Genomic DNA, 21167 nt, shown 5'->3' with positions numbered 1-21167 from the left:
CGTATCCAAAGTGCAATTGACAAAGCCAATACACACTAAAGAACCATTTATCACAGTACAAGAGGATGAGTTTTGAAAGGACTTATAATTCTGACCTCCACTTTATTTCTACTCACCAGCTCTATCGCTTTATCTAGTAGCATTAGCGTGCAAAAAGTTTCTGAACACCTATATATCTTGAGTGGAAAAGAGTACGGAACGAATATTGGCTTAATAGCAATTGAAAAGGGATTGGTACTCATTGATCCTATGCCAGGAAATAATCAGTTAAGTGCGTTAGATCAAGAAATTCGGTCAATTTACGATAAGTCTATCTCCTTCATCTTAAACACACACGCGCATTCTGACCACACCGGTGGAAACGCGCACTTTGAAAAGCAAGGTGGAAAACTGATAGAGAGCAGCTTCAATTTAGATGGACTCACTCACATTAAAGTCAAGTCCCATACAACAATCGACAATATCTATTACCATAAGGAAAGTAATTCTATATTTGTCGGTGATGTATTCGATACCAGCTGGCATCCAACATTTTATGCTGGCGGAATTAAAGGTTTTAATGAAGCCATTGAGGCCATTTTAAATCTGGGCGATGATCAAAGTTTGATAATACCGGGGCATGGCGCTACAGCAAACAAGTTATCTTTGCTTGAATTCAGGAAAAATACTTTTACATGGATAAATAAAATTCAAGAGCTTCATAAAAAAGGATTGGGTGTGGAACAAATAATGATTGATGCACAAGTTAAGGATATTTTGGAAAAGTTCAATATAAATAATAAATCCCCATTCCTACCCCAAAAAGCTTATAAAAGATTTATAGAAAGAACTATTTCAGTGATTAATGATGAGAAGAGTATACGAAATACCGGCTCTCATGGTATTAAATATCTATCAGAATAATATATGAAAGTAGATACAACAAGCAAAAACGATTATTTAACGCTGATTGAAATATGGGAGGCTTCTGTTCGAGCTTCTCACGATTTTTTGCGGGAAGAAGATATTGTCATTCTTAAATCGCTCATCTTAGAACAATACTTCGACTCAGTAGATCTGATATGTGCAATGAATGAAGATGAAAAGATTCTTGGATTCTGTGGAGTTCTTCGCGAGAACATTGAGATGCTTTTCATTTCACCTGAATTAGGAGGCTCAGGCGTTGGAACTTTTTTAACTAAGTATGTCATTGAAAATCTAGGTGCCACAAAAGTAGACGTCAACGAACAGAACCTAAAAGCCTTAAGGTTCTATAAACATTTAGGCTTTACGGTAGTAGGTAGATCTCCGCTAGACGGTCAAGGAAAACCGTATCCTCTGCTGCATATGGAGCTGGACAATAATTAATAAGTTTAGGTGGGCGTAAAAATCATTTCAATCGTTTAATTTACAATTTCTAATGACGTTTTTGTTTTATGAAATTTCTTGTAGCTCTTTTTTTTCTACTGATTAGTCTGAATACACCAGCCTGTATAATTACCCCTGGAACAATTGCTCTTCATAACCCTAAGAAAGCTATTAAACATTCAAAGTCTGTATTTAAAGGGAAACTTTTATCTTTAATGTATGTTCCAACACATCTGCAGGTCGTTAAGTTTGAAGTGATAGAAATGTATAAAGGGGAAAAGAAGAATTTTATTTCAATAGTACATGACTATAATACCAGTTGCACATCACCAATACTGAATAACCAAGTTGGGAAAAATTACTTTGTCTTTATTACAGAGGGTTCTGGTGAAAAAGACGATTTATATACTCTTATTTCTACAAAAAAATTTGACCTCATTGAACGCATGTTCGTTTCAAAACCTACAACTTAATAAGGCTCTTGCTCGAAGCACGGTAATGATTGCGCAGGAATGGTCTTAGACACCAATAGGTTATGCAATTATCTAAATATATTTCAGAATGGACTGTTTTCGTTCAACGATTAGGTCCAGAGTTTTCCGGTACGGCAATTATATTTACGAGCTATTCATAATAGGTACTGCCACGACAGATGGAATTAGAACAGTTACTATCATTTTACTCTACCTTCTATATAAACGGAACTTTATAGTTTTATTTCAAGAATATATTTTAAGGTGTTATGATTCGTTATTCTTTAGAATACGCTGTTAGACTTTAAAAGGGAGCGATTTTGGGTATTTCTACTAGTTTCCATCTTACAATACTGAACGAAGACAAAAAAGAAACAGTTGTTTCAACAACCAACCCATGCGACGGTGTAGCTCGTATGCTATACACTGGAAACCCTAATTATCGAACCGGGTTTAATATTTTCAGTAAGATTTCAGACGAAGAAGCTAAATTAATTAGACCTACCTACACTAAAGATAGTGAAAGTGTTTTAGACGAATATGAACCTTTTAAACCAAACATAGTTGAACCTTGGCAGCTTCGCTCTGTATTAGTAAAGTTACGTAGTGAATTAATACGTTTCTTAAAAGAGGAGATTATAAATTCAGAGGGTTTTGATGAGTCAAAATGGTCCCAAGATAACAAAACGATTCGTGAAACAACTTGGGAGCTAATTTCTATATCGGAAATAATAGGCGCCCTCTCTATAGCGGAGGAGCAAAAGAGCAAAGTATATCTTGGACTATGTGATTCTTAAGATATATAAATATTTTCCAAACTCAGGCGTAAAAAACACTTACAATTCTTTGCTGTCAATTGTAGCCAAGCTTTTACGCCAGTTAGCTTAGGCGCTTTAATGTAAATAATAATTTTTGTTATTTTTTTATAGAATCGATATATTAATAGTTCCAGAAATTCATTCTGAGGTTGGTTCATGTAGGAATTCATATAAATATACGTGAATATATTTCCTTAATCTCTTAATCGGATTCAGCTTCTTATGCGGCCACGCATTCAATCCATTCTTTTCTCCTTCTTAGTAAGTTTCAGCTTTAGCTAGTTTCCATTTATACTGTGGTTGAAACACTATCTTCAATACTTGATTTTTAAGTACTCAAGAACTTCAAGATCAGCCTATTTATCTCCTACTGATGCTCAAAAATTAGATTGGTCTTTGTAACAGGTTATCTCCTCATTAATAAGCTACCCCTAGCTCATATTGAATCAGTATTTTACGTTCTTGAGGGTATTTTATCTCGTTGTTGGAGTAATTTTTGTATATGAAAGCACTATCGGTAACCCCATTCTTGTTCTGAAGATCTCTGTATTTATCATGCTAGGGATTCAGTTGCTGTATCTTGCTCTCAGTGTAGTATTGGGAGGCAAAAATAATATAGCCATCCATAAGGCTAACTCACTATTGAGGCTAACTGTATATATGGTTACACCCTTTACACTCTGAAAAGAAGCGGCAGTATCGCTCCCCCTACCCGATGCTGGTTGCCATCGACTTTAACAGATGCGGAGTAGATGTAGGGACTGAATTTCTGAGAGTATTTAAACGTAACAGCGCTATTTATATTCAACGTCTAGTACGGGATAAAGAAGTTAAAACTCAACCCTCCTCCTGCACCCCGCTATTAATATGATAAATCTCTGGCACTTGCCCGCGATCGTCTATCCGCATACCCAGGTATCGAATCAGGCCATTGCGAATATCGCTGATCCAGCCGTGCAAGCTGAGACGCTGACTGCGGTCTCAGCCCTGCTGCATTATTTTTATCATGGCCAGGTTTTACACCTGCGCCATTACATTTAATTTACCCAGTCGCGATTGCGTGCGAACAGTTGGCGAATCTCTACCACCTCAGTGGGCTTCCCCCGATAAATCTAAGCCAGAGATTTGTGCGGCCTGCACCATTTTTTGCAGGTAGTCGCTAGTCATCTGGCGGCGGCGTTTTTCGGTTAAGTATTCCTCGATTCGCTCCGAAACATATTCGTATTCCAGCGGGCGGCCCGGTTCACAGTGTTCCACATAAATCAGGTGTACTCCGTAAGGGGTCTCCACGGACTCTGCTACCAAGCCGGTGCCCTGCTCGAATACTGCGCGCTCGAAGGAGGCGACGGTATCACCGCGCCCTACTTGGCCGAGGCTGCCACCGGCTTCGGCGGAGGAACAGGCGGAGTGGGATTGGGCCAGCTGAGCGAAGGCTTGTAGCGGATTGGCATCGTTGCGGATCTGCTTGAGCATATCCTCGGCAGCGGCGCGTGCTTTAGCACAGGCTTCAGAGTCATCCGGTGCGGCTGGGATCAGGATATGGCGCACTTCGGCGAGGGGATCGGAGCGGAATTTATGTGGGTGGGCTTCGAAATAGGCGCGGCACTCGGCTTCACTGGCCGGGGGCACTTGCAACTCACCTTTCAAAAGATCTGAAACGGCGTGATCGAAGGCCTCGCTGTGCAAGTCTTCATCGGCCGCGCAAAGCCCCTGCCCTGCGGCCTTTTCCCGTAACAGCCAACCGATAACCAATGCCCGTGCAGCGCGGTAAATTGCTTGGCGCGGGGAGTTGGCGGTCTGGTATTGCATCTCCTGGTAAATCAGGTCTGCGGGAATTTCACTGCCGTTCACGGCCACGGCTTCAGCCAGTTCGAATTCATGCCCGGCGGCGTCGGAAGCTAGTAATGCACTCATGACTCTTCTCCACACAAGGCCCACACTTGGCGGGCCTGTTAAACGATTGCTGGGATTAGCGCGCGGTTTTGGCACGCACTACCTGGTAATTGCGGCGGAAGTACTGCACTGGAACACTCCATACGTGCACCAGGCGGCTGAAGGGGAACAGCAGGAACAGGGTCATACCAAGGAAAATATGCAGCTTGTAGATGATATTTACGTTGGCGATAGCCGCTGCGGCTGCGGAGCCATCGAGGGTGACAATGGACTGGGCCCAGGTCATCAGTTTGAGCATTTCGGCACCGTCCATATGGCCGGCGGAAACCAGGATACTGATCAGGCCGAGGATTAACTGGGCGTAAAGCATCAGCAGGATGGTCAGGTCCATTTTGGAAGTGGTGGCGCGCACTCGCGGATTGGTGAGGCGGCGCTTAATCAAAATGGTGAGGCCGATAAAGCAGATTACCCCGAAGAAACCGCCGATCACCATTGCCATCATCTGCTTGGTGGAAGCTTCAATGCCGAGTAAGTGCCACACCGCTTTGGGCGTAAGCAGGCCGACAAAATGGCCTGCGAGAATAGCGATCACCCCGATATGAAACAGGTAACTGCCGATGCGCAATTGCTTGTGCTCCAACAACTGGCTGGAGCCGGTGCGCCAGGTGTATTGGTCGCGGTCATAGCGGATCAGGCTCCCCACCAGAAACACCGTGAGGGCGACGAAGGGATAGATGGCAAAGAGCAGCGTATTCAGATAGTTCATCTTGTTACTCCTGTGGTACGGGCTGGGCAGAATTCTGCGCGGCATCTTTGGCACTGGAGGCCCAGGTTAGGGGCTGGCCGTCGCGCAGCTGCGCAGCGCTGGGCCGCGCTATGGACTGGTCACAATTGTTGGCGCCGGTAAAGCTGACCACCTCTTCCTCCCAGATCTTGTCCAGCGCCTCGGGGGTATCGTCGCGCTCCTCATTGGCGACTTCTTCTTTGAGTGCGGTCAGATCTACAAAGACTCCGGCCATCTGCAAGAGCGCATCCATCAACAGGTGATAGGGGCTCTCGCGCTTTGACAGGCGCGCGCTCAACAGGGCAATCACATGGGTGATATCGTGCACCCAACCGTAGGCCGCTTCACCTTGGGTGGCGCAGAACTCTAAGTAGGTGGGCAGGTAATCTGGCAGTTCGCGCTCATTCAGTTCCAGGCCGGCGGCTCGGTAGCGATTCATCAGATCCACCATGGCCTGGCCGCGATCGCGGGATTCGCCGTGGATATGCTCGAACAGGTGCAGGGACACAGCACGGCCGCGCTCAAACAAACCGTCGTATTCACTCTGCCAATCGAGCGCATCCATACGCTCGTAATGAGAGATAAACGCCAGCAGCAAATCGCGCAGGGGCTTGTCCAGGTCTTCGGATTCCGCCACCCAGTTGGTTAACTCATCCAGGTGCGCCACCAGCTCATCGGACGGGTAATCCAGCAGGCGGGCGATCAGGTTTAATACTTTCATCGGTACTCTCCCCTCGACCTCAGTCGACCACTTTGGCCGGTATCACTTCGCGCACTGCATTCTGCTTGCCGCCGAAGATATTGGTGCTGTCGTTGCCCGTGCTGCAGCCGTTGCCGAAGCTGAAACCACAGGAGGACTTCATGTCGTAGGCGTTCTCGGCGTAAGCCTTGTGGCTTGAAGGCACCACAAAGCGGTCTTCGTAATTGGCCAGGGCCATATAGCGGTACATCTCTTCTACCTGGGCTACGGTCATCCCGGCCTCTTCCAGCAACTCGCGTTCCTGCACACCGTCTACATGGATGCCGCGCATATAGGCGCGCATCACAATCATGCGTTCCAGGGCGCGAGCCACTGGCTTCTCGTCGCCGGCGGTGAGCAAGTTGGCGAGGTATTGCAGCGGGATACGCAGGGTGGAGAGATCGGGGATCTCGGCACCGCGCCCCACGGTGACGGTTTCCACTTGGCCGGCCTGCACTGCATTCTGGATCGGAGACAGCGGCGGCACGTACCAAACCATGGGCAGGGTGCGGTACTCCGGGTGCAGTGGCAGGGCGATCTGCCAATCGATGGCCATCTTGTACACCGGGGATTTCTGCGCGGCTTCGAGCCAGGCTTCGGGGATACCCTCGGCGCGGGCAGCTTCCTGGACTTTGGGATCGCTGGGGTCGAGGAAAATATCGCACTGGGCTTGGTAGAGGGCTTTTTCATCTTCTACCGCAGCGGCTTCTTCGATGCGGTCGGCGTCATAGAGCAGCACACCCAAGTAACGGATACGGCCCACGCAGGTCTCGGAACAGATAGTTGGCTGGCCCGCCTCAATACGTGGGTAACAGAAGATACACTTCTCGGATTTACCGGTTTTCCAGTTGTAGTAGATCTTCTTGTAGGGGCAGGCAGACACACACATGCGCCAGCCGCGGCATTTATCCTGGTCGATCAGGACGATGCCGTCCTCTTCGCGCTTGTAGATGGCACCGCTGGGGCAGGCAGAGACACAGGCCGGATTGAGGCAGTGCTCGCACAGGCGCGGCAGGTACATCATAAAGGTGTTTTCGAACTCACCGTAGATATCTGCCTGGACCTGTTCGAAGTTCTTGTCCTTCTTACGCTTGTCGAATTCGGTACCGAGAATTTCTTCCCAGTTGGGGCCCCACTCGATCTTCTCCATACGCTCGCCACTGATCAGCGAGCGCGGGCGGGCCACCGGCTGGTGCTTCTGCTCCGGCGCCTTGTGCAGGGTCTGGTAGTCGAAGTCGAACGGCTCGTAGTAGTCGTCGATTTCCGGCATATCCGGGTTGCCGAAAATATTCGCCAGTACCCGGTGCTTGCTGCCGATCTTCGGCTGTAACTTGCCGTTTTTCTTGCGGGTCCAGCCGCCGTTCCACTTGTCCTGGTTTTCCCACTCTTTGGGGTAGCCGACGCCGGGTTTGGTCTCGACATTGTTAAACCAGGCGTACTCGACCCCCTCGCGGGAGGTCCAGACATTTTTACAAGTAACCGAGCAGGTGTGGCAGCCGATACACTTATCGAGGTTCAGCACCATGCCGATCTGGGCTCTAACTTTCATTGTTACACCTCCTCTCGGGTCGGCTCTTTGACGTCTTCGCCATCCAGCCAGTCGACCTTGTTCATTTTTCTTACCACCACAAACTCATCCCGGTTACAGCCCACAGTGCCGTAGTAGTTGAAGCCGTAGGACTGCTGTGCGTAGCCGCCGATCATATGGGTGGGTTTCATCACCGCGCGGGTTACGGAGTTGTGGATACCGCCGCGGGTGCCGGTGGTTTCCGCTCCCGGTGTATTCACGATGCGCTCCTGGGCGTGGTACATCATCGCCATGCCGTCTGGCACCCGCTGGGACACCACCGCACGAGCAGCAATGGCGCCGTTGACGTTGAAGATTTCGATCCAGTCGTTGTCTTCAATACCCGCCAGCTTGGCGTCGTTCTCACTCATCCACACGATGGGGCCACCGCGAGACAGGGTGAGCATCAACAGGTTGTCGGAGTAGGTGCTGTGGATGCCCCACTTCTGGTGCGGGGTGATCCAGTTCAACAGGATCTCCTTGTTGCCGTTAGGCTTCTGGTTCAGCACCGGCTGTACGGTCTTCAGGTTGATGGGCGGCTTGTACACACACATGGTCTCGCCGAAGTCGCGCATCCACTCGTGATCCTGGTAGAACTGCTGGCGGCCGGTGATGGTGCGCCAGGGAATCAGCTCGTGCACATTGGTGTAGCCGGCGTTGTAGCTCACATGCTCATCTTCCAGGCCGGACCAGGTGGGTGAGGAGATGATCTTGCGGGGCTGCGCCACGATATCGGCGAAACGTATCTTCTCGTCTTCCTTGGGCTTGGCCAGGTGGGTGTGATCGCGACCGGTAATCTTGCCCAAGGCTTCCCAGGCCTTCACCGCTACCTGTCCATTGGTTTCAGGGGCCAGAGACAGGATCATCTCGGCAGCATCGACGGCGCTGTCGATACGGGCGCGGCCATCGCGGGCGCTTTCATCATTCCAAGTGCGGTTGAGCTTCTTGAGGAAGTCCACCTCGTCATCGGTATTCCAGCTGATGCCCTTACCGCCGTTGCCGAGTTTTTCCAGCAATGGGCCGATAGAGGTAAAGCGGTTGTAGGTGTTGGGATAGTCGCGCTCCACCTCGATCATGCTCGGCGCGGTAACGCCGGGGATCAGGTCGCACTCGCCCTTCCACCAGGCCTTCACCCCAAAGGGCTGGGCGATTTCGGTGGGGGTATCGTGGTGGATTGGCAGGGTTACCAGATCCTTTTCCACCCCCAGATGGCCGTCGGTGAGTTCGGAGAATTTCTTCGCCACACCTTTGAAGATGTCCCAGTCGCTGCGCGCTTCCCAGGCCGGATCCACCGCTTTGGTGAGCGGGTGGATAAAGGGGTGCATATCGGAGGTATTGAGATCGTCCTTCTCATACCAGGTGGCCGTTGGCAGCACGATGTCGGAGTAGAGACAGGTGGTGGACATACGGAAGTCCAGTGTCACCAATAGATCGACTTTGCCCTCACTGGGGGTATCGTGCCAGGCCACATCTTCCGGTTTCTTGCCGCCGGCTTCACCCAGGTCCTTACCCATCAGGCCGTGCTTGGTGCCGAGCAGGTGGCGCAGCATATACTCGTGGCCCTTACCGGAGGAACCCAGCAGGTTGGAGCGCCAGATGAACATGTTACGCGGGTAGTTCTGCGGATTATCCGGGTCCTGGTTGGCGAACTTAAGCGCGCCGCGCTTGAGTTGCTGTACGGTGTAATCCTTGGCGGACATACCCGCAGCGGCGGCATCTTTGGTCAGTTGCAGTGGGTTCATACCCAGCTGCGGTGCAGAGGGCAGCCAGCCCATACGCTCGGCGCGGCTGTTGTAATCGATAATGGAAGCCTGCCACTTGCTCTTGTCGGCCAATGGCGAAACCACTTCGTCCATCTCCAACTTCTCGTAGCGCCATTGGCTGGCGTGGTTGTAGAAGAAGGAGGTGCCGTTCATATGGCGCGGCGGGCGCTGCCAGTCGAGACCGAAAGCGAGCGGGGTCCAGCCGGTTTGCGGGCGCAGTTTTTCCTGCCCTACATAGTGGGCCCAGCCACCGCCACTCTGGCCGATACAACCGCACATCATCAACATATTGATGAGGCCGCGGTAGTTCATATCCATGTGGTACCAGTGGTTGAGGGCGGCACCCACAATCACCATGGAGCGTCCACGGGTTTTGTCGGCAGTGTTGGCAAACTCGCGTGCTACCTGGATAACGTTCTCGCGGCGACAGCCGGTAATCTTTTCCTGCCAGGCGGGTGTGTAGGGCTTGTCTTCGTCGTAACTGTGCGCACAGTTGGGATCGTCGAGGCCGTGTTCGACGCCGTAGTTGGCCAGGGTCAGGTCGTAGACGCTGGCAACCTTGAGCACCTCGCCGTCTTTGTTCTGCACAAACTTCACCGGCACCTTGTAGTCGATCACATCGCTGTGGTCGGTGTGCTGGAAGTAGTCGTGTTCATGTGTCTGGCCACCGAAGTAAGGGAAGGCCACCTGGGCGATTTCATCGGCGCAGTCTTTCAGGCTGAGTTTCAGCTTTACTTCTTCACCTGTAAGGCCATCGCGCTGTTCGATGTTCCACTTACCGCGCCCATCTTTCGCTGATGGCTCTCCCCAGCGATAACCTACGGAACCCTGGGGTGACACCAGCTGGCCATCATGGTTGACGGCGATAGTCTTCCACTCTGGGTTGTTGTCCTGGCCGAGGTTATCTGCCAGATCGGAGGCGCGCAGGAAGCGGCCCTGTACCATCTTGCCGTCGCGCTCTTCCAAGGTCACCAGCATCGGCATATCGGTGGTGGTGCGCACATATTCGGTGAAGTAGGCGCTGGGCTTGTCGACGTGGAATTCTTTCAAAATCACGTGGCCAAAGGCCATCGCCAGGGCTGCATCGGTACCCTGACGTGGTGCCAGCCAGGTGTCGCCAAACTTGGAACACTCGGAGTAATCGGAAGTGATTACGCAGGTCTTGGCACCCTTGTAACGCACCTCGCTGAGGAAGTGCGCATCCGGGGTACGGGTCTGCGGCACATTGGAACCCCACACGATCAGGTAGTTGGAGTTGTACCAGTCGGCAGACTCGGGCACGTCGGTCTGCTCGCCCCAAATCTGTGGAGAGGCGGGCGGCAGGTCGCAGTACCAGTCGTAGAAGCTCAGGCAGTTGCCGCCAATCAATGACAGGTAGCGGGCACCGGCGGCGTAGGACACCATGGACATGGCGGGAATCGGCGAGAAGCCGGTTACCCGGTCGGGTCCGTATTTCTTGGTGGTGTATACATTGGCAGCGGCGATCAGCTCATTGGCTTCATCCCATTTGATCCGCACAAATCCGCCCATACCGCGGCGCTCTTTGTAGGACCTGGCCTTGGCCGGGTCCTCGACAATGCTGGCCCAGGCATCCACAGGGTCGCTGTGTCTCAACTTGGCTTCGCGCCAGAGTTTTACCAGGCGCTTGCGGATCTTCGGGTACTTGAGGCGGTTGGCCGAGTACATATACCAGGAGTAGCTTGCGCCACGGGGGCAGCCTCGGGGCTCATGATTGGGCAGGTCCGGGCGGGTGCGCGGGTAGTCGGTCTGCTGGGTCTCCCAGGTGACCAAGCCGTCTTTGACGTAGATCTTCCAGCTGCAAGAGCCGGTGCAGTTCACCCCGTGGGTGGAGCGCACAATCTTGTCGAACTGCCAGCGGCGACGATAGCCGTCTTCCCAGCTGCGGTCGTCGTTGGTCTTTTCCCCATGTCCTCCGGAAAAAGGCTCTTTTTGTTTCTTCAGATATTTCAGTCGGTCCAGGAAATGGCTCATGCGGTACTCCCAGGGCATCGAAATGCGGTTAAAGCATCGGTTTAGCTGGGAATATAAAAGCGCTGTAAAAGAGGATCACCTGACCAAAAAGGGGTAGAAAAGCGCTGAGCTACCCATGAGTAGGTAAGAAAATGGCGCCAGTTAATGGTTGAGGTTGGGCGTAAGTCCCGTAATGACTTAGGCGGTATTTAAAACACAGGCAATAGGTTAAATTTTGTGCAAAACTGGCACTCTTTGGTGGTACTCACAAATTTGAGCGCTTGTAAGCGGCACAATAGAGGCTATCCAACAGCGGCCCGAGATCGAAGTGAACTGATATGTTGAATCGAATCCGACAGTCCATCGTCTATCGAATCGGCACCCTGATGCTGCTCACAGTGTTAGTCGCGCTGAGCTCCATGGTGGCCTCTTACATTATCTCTGACGCCGCGGAAAACGATGCCGCCGCAGTGAACCTGGCCGGTTCCCTGCGTGCTATGAGCTACCGGCTCGCAGCGACAGCACCCTCTGGTGATTTGGAAGCCACCGCCACACTATCGAACGAAGTGACTTCGCGCCTGAGCCGGGTATTGAGTATTTCCGACTTCAGTGCCAGCGATAACCTGCGCGCGGCGCACAACTACCGCAAGGTGATCGGCAGTTGGGAGGAAGAGATTCGACCACTGTTGGAATCCATTGCCGCCGGCCGCACCAGCATGGATTCCCTGCAGTTGGCCACCCACCTGGAACCATTTATTCACGATGTAGACACCCTGGTACTGGACTATCAAACCATCGCCGAGGAAAAAATCAGCCTGCTGCGCCTGGTACAGGTGGCTTCCCTGTTCGCCATAGTGGCGCTTGTTTACCTGTCCCTGTACATACTCCATCGCTCCGTGGAGCAACCGTTGAAGCAACTCATCAGCCGCTCAATGAGCATCGCCCAGGGGAACTTCAACCAAAATCGCCTGGAGATCGACAGCGAAGACGAGTTGGGGGTTCTGGCACGCACCATCAATTATATGAGCGACGAGATTCACGCAACCCATCGTGACCTGGCCCACCGCGTCGAACAAAAAACCGCCCAGCTACAGAAGAGCCACGAGGCACTGGATTTCCAATACCGACTGGCACGGCGTATTAGCGAGGGGCCCCTGGCCGGGTCCGAGCTGGGGCAATGGCTGGGCGAGTTCGCCAATGTCGCCGACTTGAACAACCTGGACCTGTGCCTGATGACACCCGAAGGCGAAGCCCCCTACGAACATCTGGTACAGGGGTTTGGCAACAGCCAGTGCAGCGGCAGTGACTGTCGTGTTTGCGTGAGCACATGCGGTCCCTCCGATGAGGGAGAGTTCCGCGTGTACCGCTTCCCCCTGGAAGTGGATAAGCGCAATTACGGCGTACTGATGTGTACTCTGCCCAGAGGCAACAGCCTCGATGAGGAACAGCAACAGCGCCTGGCCACCTTTGCCGACAGCGTCACCGCCGCCATTGCCATCAACGAGCGCGAGGCCCAAGAGCGCCGCGTTGCCCTTCTGGATGAGCGCGCGATCATCGCGCGGGAATTGCACGACTCCCTGGCCCAATCGCTGTCCTACCTGAAAATCCAAGTCACTAGGCTCAATCGCGCCAATCGCAGCGAGCAGGTGGATAAGTCCAAGGTGAAGGAGATTATTACCGAGCTAAAAGAGGGATTGGACTCCTCCTATCGCCAGCTGCGCGAACTGCTCACCACCTTCAGGCTGCAGATAGGCCCTGGCGGCCTACGCAATATCCTCGAGCAATCCATCCTCGCCTATCGCGAACAACACCCGCAGATCACTATTTTGCTCGACTATCACCTCAATGAAGTGCCGCTCACTCCCCACGAGGAAATCCATCTGCTGCAGCTGGTACGCGAAGCTACCCAGAATGCCGTATACCACTCTCAGGGCGATATGGTGCAAATCAGCATGATTCAGGCTAATAACCAATCGCTCAATGTGCGCATCCGCGACAACGGTGTGGGTATCAGCAACGCACCGGAAAAACGCAACCACTTCGGTATGTCAATCATGCAGGAGCGCGCCAGTAATCTGAATGGAAAATTGAATATTCAGCGGCGTACGCAGGGGGGCACAGAGGTACAATTTAACTTTATTCCCCTTTATGCCCGGGAGCGGGAATTGGTTTGGAAGGATGCGGGATAATAGCGCCCCATCCTCGATAACAGAGTCACTGGGTACGGATGAGCAATCACTGTATCCAGTATTTTAAATTTAGCGAAAATGCACGTTAATAATTTTTTTCGATAACCCTAATTTTTTTCTGGCTGCATCCTCCCTATACCCATCGCTTCATTTGAAGCCGGATATCCCGTTTCCACGAATTCCTTTATTCCCCAAGATACCCAGTAAAAAATACTGTCTCCAAAATTGGCCCTAAGCGGCCAGAACCAAGCACATATGCTACAAGTAGTTATCGCCAGCCATCCATGATCTACACCATTCTTCATAGTGAATATGAGTGCTATTAAGCGTCTGGCATTAAATTTCTCGTATAGGTAATAACAAGATCGACTCAATATAGAGGAGAGGTTTATGAAACTCAGTTCATTACCCAAAATCGCTTATTTAATAATGGCGATGTTTTTACTGGCCTATTCCACTTTCACCACTGCAGATAACCACAATAAAAAAGAAAAAGACTCACCAACTGCCAAACATGGATCTGGCGAGAAAGCCTGGTCCGATGCCGGAGATGACAAGCGGTTTACCATTTTTAAGGCTGACCTGACCACCGCTAACGAAAATATGCTCGGTAAAAAGGTAAATCCACAAACCCCTAAAGATGCGGGTGGCTTCTTTATTGGCGCCTACAACAACCAGACACATATGCTGAGTTTTATGGTTGGCTACAGCGATCTATCACCCGGTGGGGTAGCCATGTCGCATTTCCATATGCAATGCGCTGGCGATGGCAAAGAGCCGCCTATCTGCAAGCCCGGCAAAGCGAGCGGTCCGATTATCCAAACTATCTGTGGAATGCCGACAAACCCCGGCATGGTTCCCGATTGGCCCAAGACCAAAACCGATAAGGATAAACACGGACTGGAAAAGAAATGCTCCGAGGGCACCAGTGGATTTATTATGGGTAAATGGATGGTGGAAGAGCCTTATCGAAAAGCGCTAATGGATGGAAAGGTCTTTATTAATATGCACAGCAAACTAGACCCCAAGGGTGAAATCTCTGGATTGCTAATGAAAGGTAAATAGCATTCTTGGCAATGCCTTCCAGACCCAGCTTCGATGACCCTATGGAGAACGGTGATGTCCAACTACACTACATCATTTTTTAGCCCAAGCTCCCGGGAAGATGCTTACAAGGCAGTAACCGAAAAAATGTCCCAGTGGTGGACTCCGGTAAGCGCACCCTTCCTAAAGGTCGGCGACATCGCCAAAACCGGTTTCAAAGGTCAATCTTACTGGGTCTTTCGCGCCAAAATATTGAAGCCCGAGAAATTGATTGAGCTTGAATGTACTGAATCCAATATGGTTTCCGATAACGTAGATGACCCCGAGGAGTGGAAAGGCAGTACTCTGCGTTTCGAATTTTCTGAGGAGAATACGGGAACTCTGATTAAATTTACCCATATTGGTCTATCTCCAGAAATGAAATGTTGGGATATGTGTAAAAGTGGCTGGGATTATTACCTGCAGGAAAGTCTTCAGGATTACCTCAAAGATGGGGCCGGCAAGCCAAACAGCTACTAGCGATATAGACGGCCCTATAAGGACAGATTTCACAAAAAATCTGGTGAATTCTGCCGTTACCGTTGCAATAGAATATTAACTTAGGGCAATGAATGCCTAAAGATGTAGGGCATCTCAATGCCCTTTTACCTACTGTTGGCACATATTTTTTCAATTTTTACCGACTACCTCTCGCCACTAACCCTCATCCTCTTACCAAAAACTGATAGCAACACCGATTAACTGACACAAAGAAACCACTATTAGCCATTCGTAAACATGGGACACTGGTGTGGTTTCAGAATGTTATGTAAGCGTTTCGCAGTTTCGATAAGCTCTTTCTCTTGGCCTTTAAGGCCGATCAGCTGTGCTCCGATCGGAAGCCCGTTTCCATCAAATCCTATTGGTAAGGTCACAACTGGATGACCCGTAAGTGAAATCGGCGTTGTAAAGGCTGCCATCGCATCAAAATAATTTACCGGTTGCTCATTGATGTACATAGGGAGGGCGTAATCACGCACACCATTGCGATCGCTGGTTGGTGCCATATGCTTAAACACCGAAGTCGCCGTAACGGGCAACACCCATACACTGTTATCAGTCAAAAAGGCATCAATAGCACCAGACAATATCTTTTTTTCATCAATTGCATTGCTAAGGCGGCTTTTATTGTGGCGATAACCAAGCATGACATTCGCGATAAATTCTGGTGAACGGCGCGCGCTTGCACGCCCAAGAATGCTGGAAAGAAAACGTACAGGCGCCGACATTAAAGCGCTTGTTTCAAACCCCATAATTTCACCAAATGCACGACGTGCCCGTTTAAAATCGAAATCTTTTGGTTGAGCCTGTACTACGTGAACCCCAGATTCTTCCCAAGCGTTTTTCGCACTTTCAAAACATTTAACGATGCTCTTACAAACTTCAATCCCGCCGCTATCGACACTCCAGTTGACCTTTGGCATTTTAAACTCTTTCTGCCCAACGTCTGGCTGGTTATTCATATGTGTCCATACCAGGTCCAAGTCATCGCAAGTTCTGGCAATCGGCCCCATGCGCGCAAAATGCTTCAGCGGTGCAGCCTCGTTTGGCATAGTCCCATCAATGGGAATGGCATCCTCGCTCGGCAAAAGGCTAAACACACCACAAAATGAGGCGGGGATACGCAAAGACCCACTCAAGTCTGTACCAATATCGACAAAGCTCATCCCCGCCGCTATCGCAGCTGCGCCGCCACCACTACTCCCCCCCGGTGTGTATTCTAAATTCCAAGGGTTGTTAGTGGTGCCAAATAGAGTATTACTGCACTGAAAGTCCATCGAGAGGGGCGGGAGGTTCGTTTTACCCATAACCTGTGCACCAGCATTCAGCAGTCGTTCCACGGCAGATGCGGTTTGGGTAGGGTGGAACCCCTTGTAACGTTCCGACCCGAATGTGCAGGCCATCCCTCGATAGTAAATTTGATCCTTCAGGGTGATGGGCAAACCCGCCAACGGACGCATGTTACTTGTAGGCTGGTTTTCATTAAGTGTTACAACGGCATTGATCACCGGGTTGAGGCGCTGTATACGTTCTAGCTGGTGGTGTATTACCTCTTTGGCCTGGATATCCCCTGCCGACAAGGCTGCACAAATCTGGGTGGCTGGGTATTGATGAAGTTGCATGGCTTAATCCCGAACAATTTTGTTCCGGACGAATTTAGCAAGTAAAGTGGAAACCTGCTGTTCCTATCATGCTTTTCTGAGTGGAATATAAATACGAGTGAGTTGTTTTGCTGGGTCGATGTAGTTCGGTGTTCCCGAATAAGCTTCGAACGGAAATTCATCACGTAGCCTATAGGCTGTCTGAGCAAGCCAGTTGCGATAAATCTGGTTCCAAGTTTGGTAGAGGAATTTGTAATCCCCCCAGTGTTCAAAGACCGCCCATGTTCCAGCGTCGAACATGTGCCAATTATAGCTTTTGTTGTTGTTCGGGCGTTCTGAGTAGGCTCCACCGTACCAAACTGTAACGGTATCATCATTGAGCATCTGGGGGGTGTTAGGAAAACAGCTCATCAAGAATTGATCCGGCGGCACTATCTCTTTCAGTAGCGCTAAAAAATATGCACCAATATCTAAATCACTCTTGTGGAAAAATTGGCCTTCATAGGTTCCTCTCGACTGCTGAAACCGAAAATAAAATGGTCGTAGAGTGACGATCTCGACTGGCTCAATCACCTGGCGCGGCGGCTGATTGATCAAATACGGGCGGCCCTGTTGCACCCCTGTTTCTGCGGCTTCGGGAGAGTTGCGAAAAGCAGAGGGGCTTATTCCGAACTGTTTTTTGAATGCCCGAGAAAACGCGCTATGGGTTTGAAAACCGCAATTAAGTGCAAGCTGCAGTAAGTTGACGTTTGGAGTGTTGGTGAGTTCCAATGCTGCGGTCTCCAGACGGCGCACCGCAATATAGCGATTCACAGGTTCTCCCATATAGGCAAAAAACAATCGTTGAAAATGAAAAGGCGACAGATGAACATGATTAGCAATATCGGTAACTTTCAAATTTCTATGAAGGTTTTCCTCAATTAACTGCGCTGCTTGAGTTACTTTCGTTCTATTTTTATCCAACTTTTTCATCGGATTATTTTAATTACCCTTGAACCGATTTCTCATGAAAAATCTACAGCCAGTATTTATATCTTCGTCCAGCTTATTTTCCTGCACCCATACGTATTAACGTCGACAAAAAATTCTATTTGGAAAAATCTAAAATGGTTTTTTTATTGTAGACACAGTGTTCAAAGCATAATTTGCTTACTCCACTGGTCAACAATAGCGGTGACAATACGATTTGAAAGGCCAGACTTTTACGGCCTGCACGAATAGTTTTAATAAGAACCGGCATTCCCAGTCATAAGGACAAAGTAAGGAAAGTCCGCAAAATCTGTCTGCAGCCCTTCCCCTGAGCACCGTCTATCTTAGTCACTGCCTAAGTCCTTAAAACTCAAAGCTTACTTGGTAGCTTGCTACCTTAAGCTGTTGGACGCAGCTTCACCAAATCATTAAGCACGCCTTCTAGGCCGCCATAAACTGATATTTTATCGATGCGTGTACTGACTTTTTCTAAGGATTCCAATTCTTTTAGACGCAGTAATGTAGGATTGTTATCCATCATCTTGGCAGTGTTATGCAGGGAACGCATAGCCTGGGTCTCTTCACGACGCTTTATTAAATTCGCTTCAGACTCCTTCTGAGCTTCCACTACCTGATTAAGAATCATCTTCATGTCGCCTGGTAAGATAATATCTTTCACTCCGACACTGACAATCTCGATACCATAATGCGCTAGTTTTTTATGGATAGCCGTTGCAATAACAATATTCAGTCGATCTTTATCTGCTAATAAGCTATCCAGAGTCTGGGTACCCACCGCTTCACGCAAACTTAGTTGTAATTCACGATAAATATGGTTTTTATAATCACTGAGCTTCAATGCCACCCGCTGTGGATCTGTAATCTTGAAACTGCCACTTAAGTTGATACGCAGGCTAACTCTATCTTTGGTTAGAATTTCCTGGCCACTCACTTCAATAGTTTGCAGGCGCATATCTATCAATTTCACTGCGATAGAGCGATTGTATTTCCAAAATCCATAACGACCCGGCTGCAGCGCTTTCTCCAACTTTCCATTGACAACTAAAAGACCCACATGCTCATCGGGGACTTCGTTATAGCTTACTGCCTGAGCAGCGATGCGTATTTGGCTTGCGCAGGCACCGCGACCGAGAAGCCCCAGTACATTGTCATCAATGGTGTATTCCCTGGAAATATCCACAATACCTACACGAACGGTTTCCCCTCCTTTCCATACGGCCCGGTATGAACCAGGGGGAAGGATATCTACCAGGTTACCATCCCGATAGAAAAGTCCGACTTGTTGATCAGACAATTCGTAGGACTGCAAATATTCACCTAACACTTCGCTATAAGTATTCAGCAGGAATTTTGCTTTAATCGCATCAAAAACCACCTCAGTAATATCATAGGTCTCCACCCGTACATCACCTGAGAGCAGCCAAATACGGTGACGCCCTGGTGGCAGCACCCTTTCAAATCGGCTGCGGCGAAACAGTAGTGCTCGCTCGTTATCAGCCACATTGACAATCTTCCATATTTTAAAGAGAGACTTCATTTCTCCGATCTCTTATCATTTTATTCCTTTAGGGTGGGGCCCACTTGATCTCAGAGTGGCCCAACGCTTATACACAGAGGGTGCAAAATACAGCGGTTCTGCAAAATTCTTCTTGCACCCATCCTGGGTAACGAAGCCAACATCCTTGGCCAAAATAGAATCAATGCGAATGCTGTAATCCACACACACAGCGTAAACCCACGCAAGGCGACACTGCCGCCGGCGTGCCTTTATGGCTAGCTATTGCTGCAATTCCCAATAACCGAAACCATAAGGCACTGTAGGCCCCGGATAGATTTCAACAAAGAGGGCTTCTTTGTGGGGACTCGAACCCCAGGCTCTCGCCTTCCCTTAAAGTCGCTTTCCAGGCGACGTGACTTTGACAGGAATCGAACCTGTAACAAACCGATTTAACGGTTGCTCTACCAATTGAGCTACAAAGTAGGCGTTTGAAGATTGCCCCAGTGGGTACACCTACCGCCAGCGTCGGGGGTGCCAGGCCGGCATACAGAACCGGCTCCGCTGACTGGAACACAAACATTCAAACTTGCTTGCGGAGAGCCTGCCCTTTAGGCATAACTTCCGACATTCCTCACTATTAAACGCCTTATCCCTGGCCGGTGCTAACTATCCTTTGACACAGACTACCTGCTTGAGGGTGTAAACGATTTCCACCAAGTCTTTTTGTGCTGCCATAACCTTCTCAATAGGTTTGTAGGCCGATGGGGTTTCGTCGATCACACCTTCATCTTTACGGCATTCCACGTCGACAGTAGCCGCGCGATGCTCTTCCAGGGATACCAGTTTTTTCGCCTTGGTGCGGGACATCACCCGCCCGGCACCATGGCTACAGCTGCAGAAGCTTTCCTCGTTTCCTAACCCCCGCACAATAAAAGACTTGGCCCCCATACTTCCGGGAATAATGCCCATTTCATCAACACGCGCCCTTACAGCGCCCTTGCGCGTTACCAGTACCTCCTTGCCATAGTGTTGTTCGCGGGAAACGTAATTGTGATGGCAGTTTACCGCCTCCATGCGCGCCTCAAAATCCATACCTAGTGCCTGCTTCACCGCGCCAATAGTGCGTACCATCATGACTTCACGATTGATGCGAGCAAATTCCTGCGCCCACTCCACCGCCCGCACATAGTCATCGAAATGCTCGCTACCCTCGGGGAAATAGGCCAAGTCACTATCGGGCAAGTGGATATGCCAGCGTTCCATATCCCGCTTGGCCTTTTCGATAAAGTAGGTACCAATACGGTTACCCACACCACGAGAGCCGCTGTGCAACATCAGCCACACGCTGCCTTGCTCATCCAGGCACATCTCAATAAAGTGATTACCGGTACCAAGCGTTCCCAAGTGATTGATGTTATTGGTATTTTTCAATACTGGGTGCTTCTCTTTCAGCACCTCAAACTGCGCTGCCAACGGCGCCCAGCCGGCAAGTGCATCGTCCGGCGGATTCTCCCAGGCACCCTTATCCCGACCCCTACCCCGGTGCCGACCAGTGCGGCCGTGGGGCACGGCGCGCTCAATGGCACTGCGGACGCCCGCCAGGTTATCTGGCAGCTGTGCTGCAGTGAGGCTGGTGCGGACTGCCATCATGCCACAGCCAATATCCACACCCACAGCTGCGGGGATTACCGCTCCCAGGGTGGGTACCACACTGCCAATGGTGGCGCCTTTGCCCAGGTGTACATCGGGCATTGCCGCCACCCACTTGTGGATAAAAGGCAACTGCGAAATATTTTTAAGCTGAGCCCTGGCTTCTTCTTCAAAGGGCACACCTAAGGTCCAGGACTTAATCGGTACCCCACCTGCCTGCATCACTTCATACGGCAATGGCTTCATCTCTCGCTCCTTTAAGAATCTCATGAAACCGCGTTACCACTTCACGCGCTTCTT

Annotated in this window: 17 protein-coding genes and 1 tRNA gene; 7 read left to right on the top strand and 11 right to left on the bottom strand. The window is 50.2% G+C overall.

The window, feature by feature from the left end:
• Nucleotides 1-72 precede the first annotated feature (72 nt).
• The 4 genes from ACJJIJ_RS18870 to ACJJIJ_RS18855 all read left to right on the top strand — a co-directional run bounded on the left by ACJJIJ_RS18870 (nt 73) and on the right by ACJJIJ_RS18855 (nt 2617).
• Entirely contained in the window at nt 73-903 is an 831-nt protein-coding gene (locus ACJJIJ_RS18870; protein ID WP_444938146.1) for an MBL fold metallo-hydrolase, read from the top strand.
• 3 nt (nt 904-906) lie between these two features.
• On the top strand, nt 907-1347 hold the full coding sequence (locus ACJJIJ_RS18865) for a GNAT family N-acetyltransferase (RefSeq protein ID WP_444938145.1): 441 nt from the start codon (nt 907-909) through the stop codon (nt 1345-1347).
• Between the two features lie 68 nt (nt 1348-1415).
• Nucleotides 1416-1820, top strand: a complete 405-nt coding sequence (locus ACJJIJ_RS18860; RefSeq protein ID WP_444938144.1) for a hypothetical protein — start codon at nt 1416-1418, stop codon at nt 1818-1820.
• Between the two features lie 320 nt (nt 1821-2140).
• Nucleotides 2141-2617 (top strand): hypothetical protein, encoded by a 477-nt coding sequence (locus ACJJIJ_RS18855; RefSeq protein WP_444938143.1) that lies wholly within the window; start codon nt 2141-2143, stop codon nt 2615-2617.
• Nucleotides 2618-3475: 858 nt separating this feature from the next.
• Here the strand turns inward: ACJJIJ_RS18855 and ACJJIJ_RS18850 are convergent.
• The 6 genes from ACJJIJ_RS18850 to ACJJIJ_RS18825 all read right to left on the bottom strand — a co-directional run bounded on the left by ACJJIJ_RS18850 (nt 3476) and on the right by ACJJIJ_RS18825 (nt 11376).
• The gene (locus ACJJIJ_RS18850) at nt 3476-3598 is read right to left on the bottom strand and encodes a hypothetical protein (RefSeq protein ID WP_444938142.1); all 123 of its coding nucleotides are present in this window, start codon (nt 3596-3598) and stop codon (nt 3476-3478) included.
• A gap of 129 nt (nt 3599-3727) precedes the next feature.
• Nucleotides 3728-4552, bottom strand: coding sequence for a peptidylprolyl isomerase (locus ACJJIJ_RS18845; protein WP_444938141.1), 825 nt, complete (start codon nt 4550-4552; stop codon nt 3728-3730).
• 55 nt (nt 4553-4607) lie between these two features.
• Nucleotides 4608-5297 (bottom strand): respiratory nitrate reductase subunit gamma, encoded by a 690-nt coding sequence (gene narI, locus ACJJIJ_RS18840; RefSeq protein ID WP_444938140.1) that lies wholly within the window; start codon nt 5295-5297, stop codon nt 4608-4610.
• Nucleotides 5298-5301: 4 nt separating this feature from the next.
• Nucleotides 5302-6036: a nitrate reductase molybdenum cofactor assembly chaperone gene (narJ, locus tag ACJJIJ_RS18835; protein ID WP_444891628.1), complete on the bottom strand. Its 735-nt coding sequence runs from the start codon at nt 6034-6036 to the stop codon at nt 5302-5304.
• A 19-nt stretch (nt 6037-6055) separates the two neighbouring features.
• The gene (gene narH, locus ACJJIJ_RS18830; protein WP_444938139.1) at nt 6056-7603 is read right to left on the bottom strand and encodes a nitrate reductase subunit beta; all 1548 of its coding nucleotides are present in this window, start codon (nt 7601-7603) and stop codon (nt 6056-6058) included.
• 2 nt (nt 7604-7605) lie between these two features.
• Nucleotides 7606-11376, bottom strand: coding sequence for a nitrate reductase subunit alpha (locus ACJJIJ_RS18825; RefSeq protein ID WP_444938138.1), 3771 nt, complete (start codon nt 11374-11376; stop codon nt 7606-7608).
• 317 nt (nt 11377-11693) lie between these two features.
• Here ACJJIJ_RS18825 and ACJJIJ_RS18820 point away from each other — a divergent pair, with 317 nt between their 5' ends.
• The 3 genes from ACJJIJ_RS18820 to ACJJIJ_RS18810 all read left to right on the top strand — a co-directional run bounded on the left by ACJJIJ_RS18820 (nt 11694) and on the right by ACJJIJ_RS18810 (nt 15107).
• Nucleotides 11694-13544 (top strand): histidine kinase, encoded by a 1851-nt coding sequence (locus tag ACJJIJ_RS18820; protein WP_444883367.1) that lies wholly within the window; start codon nt 11694-11696, stop codon nt 13542-13544.
• 390 nt (nt 13545-13934) lie between these two features.
• A complete protein-coding gene (locus ACJJIJ_RS18815) occupies nt 13935-14609 on the top strand; it encodes a CHRD domain-containing protein (RefSeq protein WP_444899344.1) in 675 nt (224 codons plus the stop codon).
• Between the two features lie 54 nt (nt 14610-14663).
• The gene (locus ACJJIJ_RS18810; protein WP_252084091.1) at nt 14664-15107 is read left to right on the top strand and encodes an SRPBCC family protein; all 444 of its coding nucleotides are present in this window, start codon (nt 14664-14666) and stop codon (nt 15105-15107) included.
• 242 nt (nt 15108-15349) lie between these two features.
• On the opposite strand, the gene ACJJIJ_RS18805 is transcribed toward ACJJIJ_RS18810, so the two are convergent.
• The 5 genes from ACJJIJ_RS18805 to ACJJIJ_RS18785 all read right to left on the bottom strand — a co-directional run bounded on the left by ACJJIJ_RS18805 (nt 15350) and on the right by ACJJIJ_RS18785 (nt 21113).
• Nucleotides 15350-16750, bottom strand: a complete 1401-nt coding sequence (locus ACJJIJ_RS18805; protein ID WP_252084090.1) for an amidase — start codon at nt 16748-16750, stop codon at nt 15350-15352.
• Nucleotides 16751-16816: 66 nt separating this feature from the next.
• A complete protein-coding gene (locus ACJJIJ_RS18800; RefSeq protein ID WP_252084089.1) occupies nt 16817-17701 on the bottom strand; it encodes a helix-turn-helix domain-containing protein in 885 nt (294 codons plus the stop codon).
• 394 nt (nt 17702-18095) lie between these two features.
• Complete coding sequence (locus tag ACJJIJ_RS18795) at nt 18096-19256, bottom strand: slipin family protein (RefSeq protein ID WP_252084088.1); 1161 nt, start codon at nt 19254-19256, stop codon at nt 18096-18098.
• A 374-nt stretch (nt 19257-19630) separates the two neighbouring features.
• Nucleotides 19631-19699: transfer RNA gene (locus ACJJIJ_RS18790), tRNA-OTHER, on the bottom strand.
• 184 nt (nt 19700-19883) lie between these two features.
• Nucleotides 19884-21113 (bottom strand): RtcB family protein, encoded by a 1230-nt coding sequence (locus ACJJIJ_RS18785; protein ID WP_444938137.1) that lies wholly within the window; start codon nt 21111-21113, stop codon nt 19884-19886.
• Nucleotides 21114-21167 lie beyond the last annotated feature (54 nt).

This window comes from Microbulbifer mixtoriginis (SeqCode) (assembly GCF_052467945.1).
This window is presented reverse-complemented; position numbering and strand designations above follow the sequence as displayed.

Bases quoted from the DNA above. Each gene is read 5' to 3' on its own strand.
- ACJJIJ_RS18865 (WP_444938145.1), top strand. From the start codon at position 907: ATGAAAGTAGATACAACAAGCAAAAACGATTATTTAACGCTGATTGAA.
- ACJJIJ_RS18860 (WP_444938144.1), top strand. From the start codon at position 1,416: ATGAAATTTCTTGTAGCTCTTTTTTTTCTACTGATTAGTCTGAATACA.
- ACJJIJ_RS18845 (WP_444938141.1), bottom strand. From the start codon at position 4,552: ATGAGTGCATTACTAGCTTCCGACGCCGCCGGGCATGAATTCGAACTG.
- narI (WP_444938140.1), bottom strand. From the start codon at position 5,297: ATGAACTATCTGAATACGCTGCTCTTTGCCATCTATCCCTTCGTCGCC.
- narJ (WP_444891628.1), bottom strand. From the start codon at position 6,036: ATGAAAGTATTAAACCTGATCGCCCGCCTGCTGGATTACCCGTCCGAT.
- narH (WP_444938139.1), bottom strand. From the start codon at position 7,603: ATGAAAGTTAGAGCCCAGATCGGCATGGTGCTGAACCTCGATAAGTGT.
- ACJJIJ_RS18825 (WP_444938138.1), bottom strand. From the start codon at position 11,376: ATGAGCCATTTCCTGGACCGACTGAAATATCTGAAGAAACAAAAAGAG.
- ACJJIJ_RS18820 (WP_444883367.1), top strand. From the start codon at position 11,694: ATGTTGAATCGAATCCGACAGTCCATCGTCTATCGAATCGGCACCCTG.
- ACJJIJ_RS18815 (WP_444899344.1), top strand. From the start codon at position 13,935: ATGAAACTCAGTTCATTACCCAAAATCGCTTATTTAATAATGGCGATG.
- ACJJIJ_RS18810 (WP_252084091.1), top strand. From the start codon at position 14,664: ATGTCCAACTACACTACATCATTTTTTAGCCCAAGCTCCCGGGAAGAT.
- ACJJIJ_RS18805 (WP_252084090.1), bottom strand. From the start codon at position 16,750: ATGCAACTTCATCAATACCCAGCCACCCAGATTTGTGCAGCCTTGTCG.
- ACJJIJ_RS18800 (WP_252084089.1), bottom strand. From the start codon at position 17,701: ATGAAAAAGTTGGATAAAAATAGAACGAAAGTAACTCAAGCAGCGCAG.
- ACJJIJ_RS18795 (WP_252084088.1), bottom strand. From the start codon at position 19,256: ATGAAGTCTCTCTTTAAAATATGGAAGATTGTCAATGTGGCTGATAAC.
- ACJJIJ_RS18785 (WP_444938137.1), bottom strand. From the start codon at position 21,113: ATGAAGCCATTGCCGTATGAAGTGATGCAGGCAGGTGGGGTACCGATT.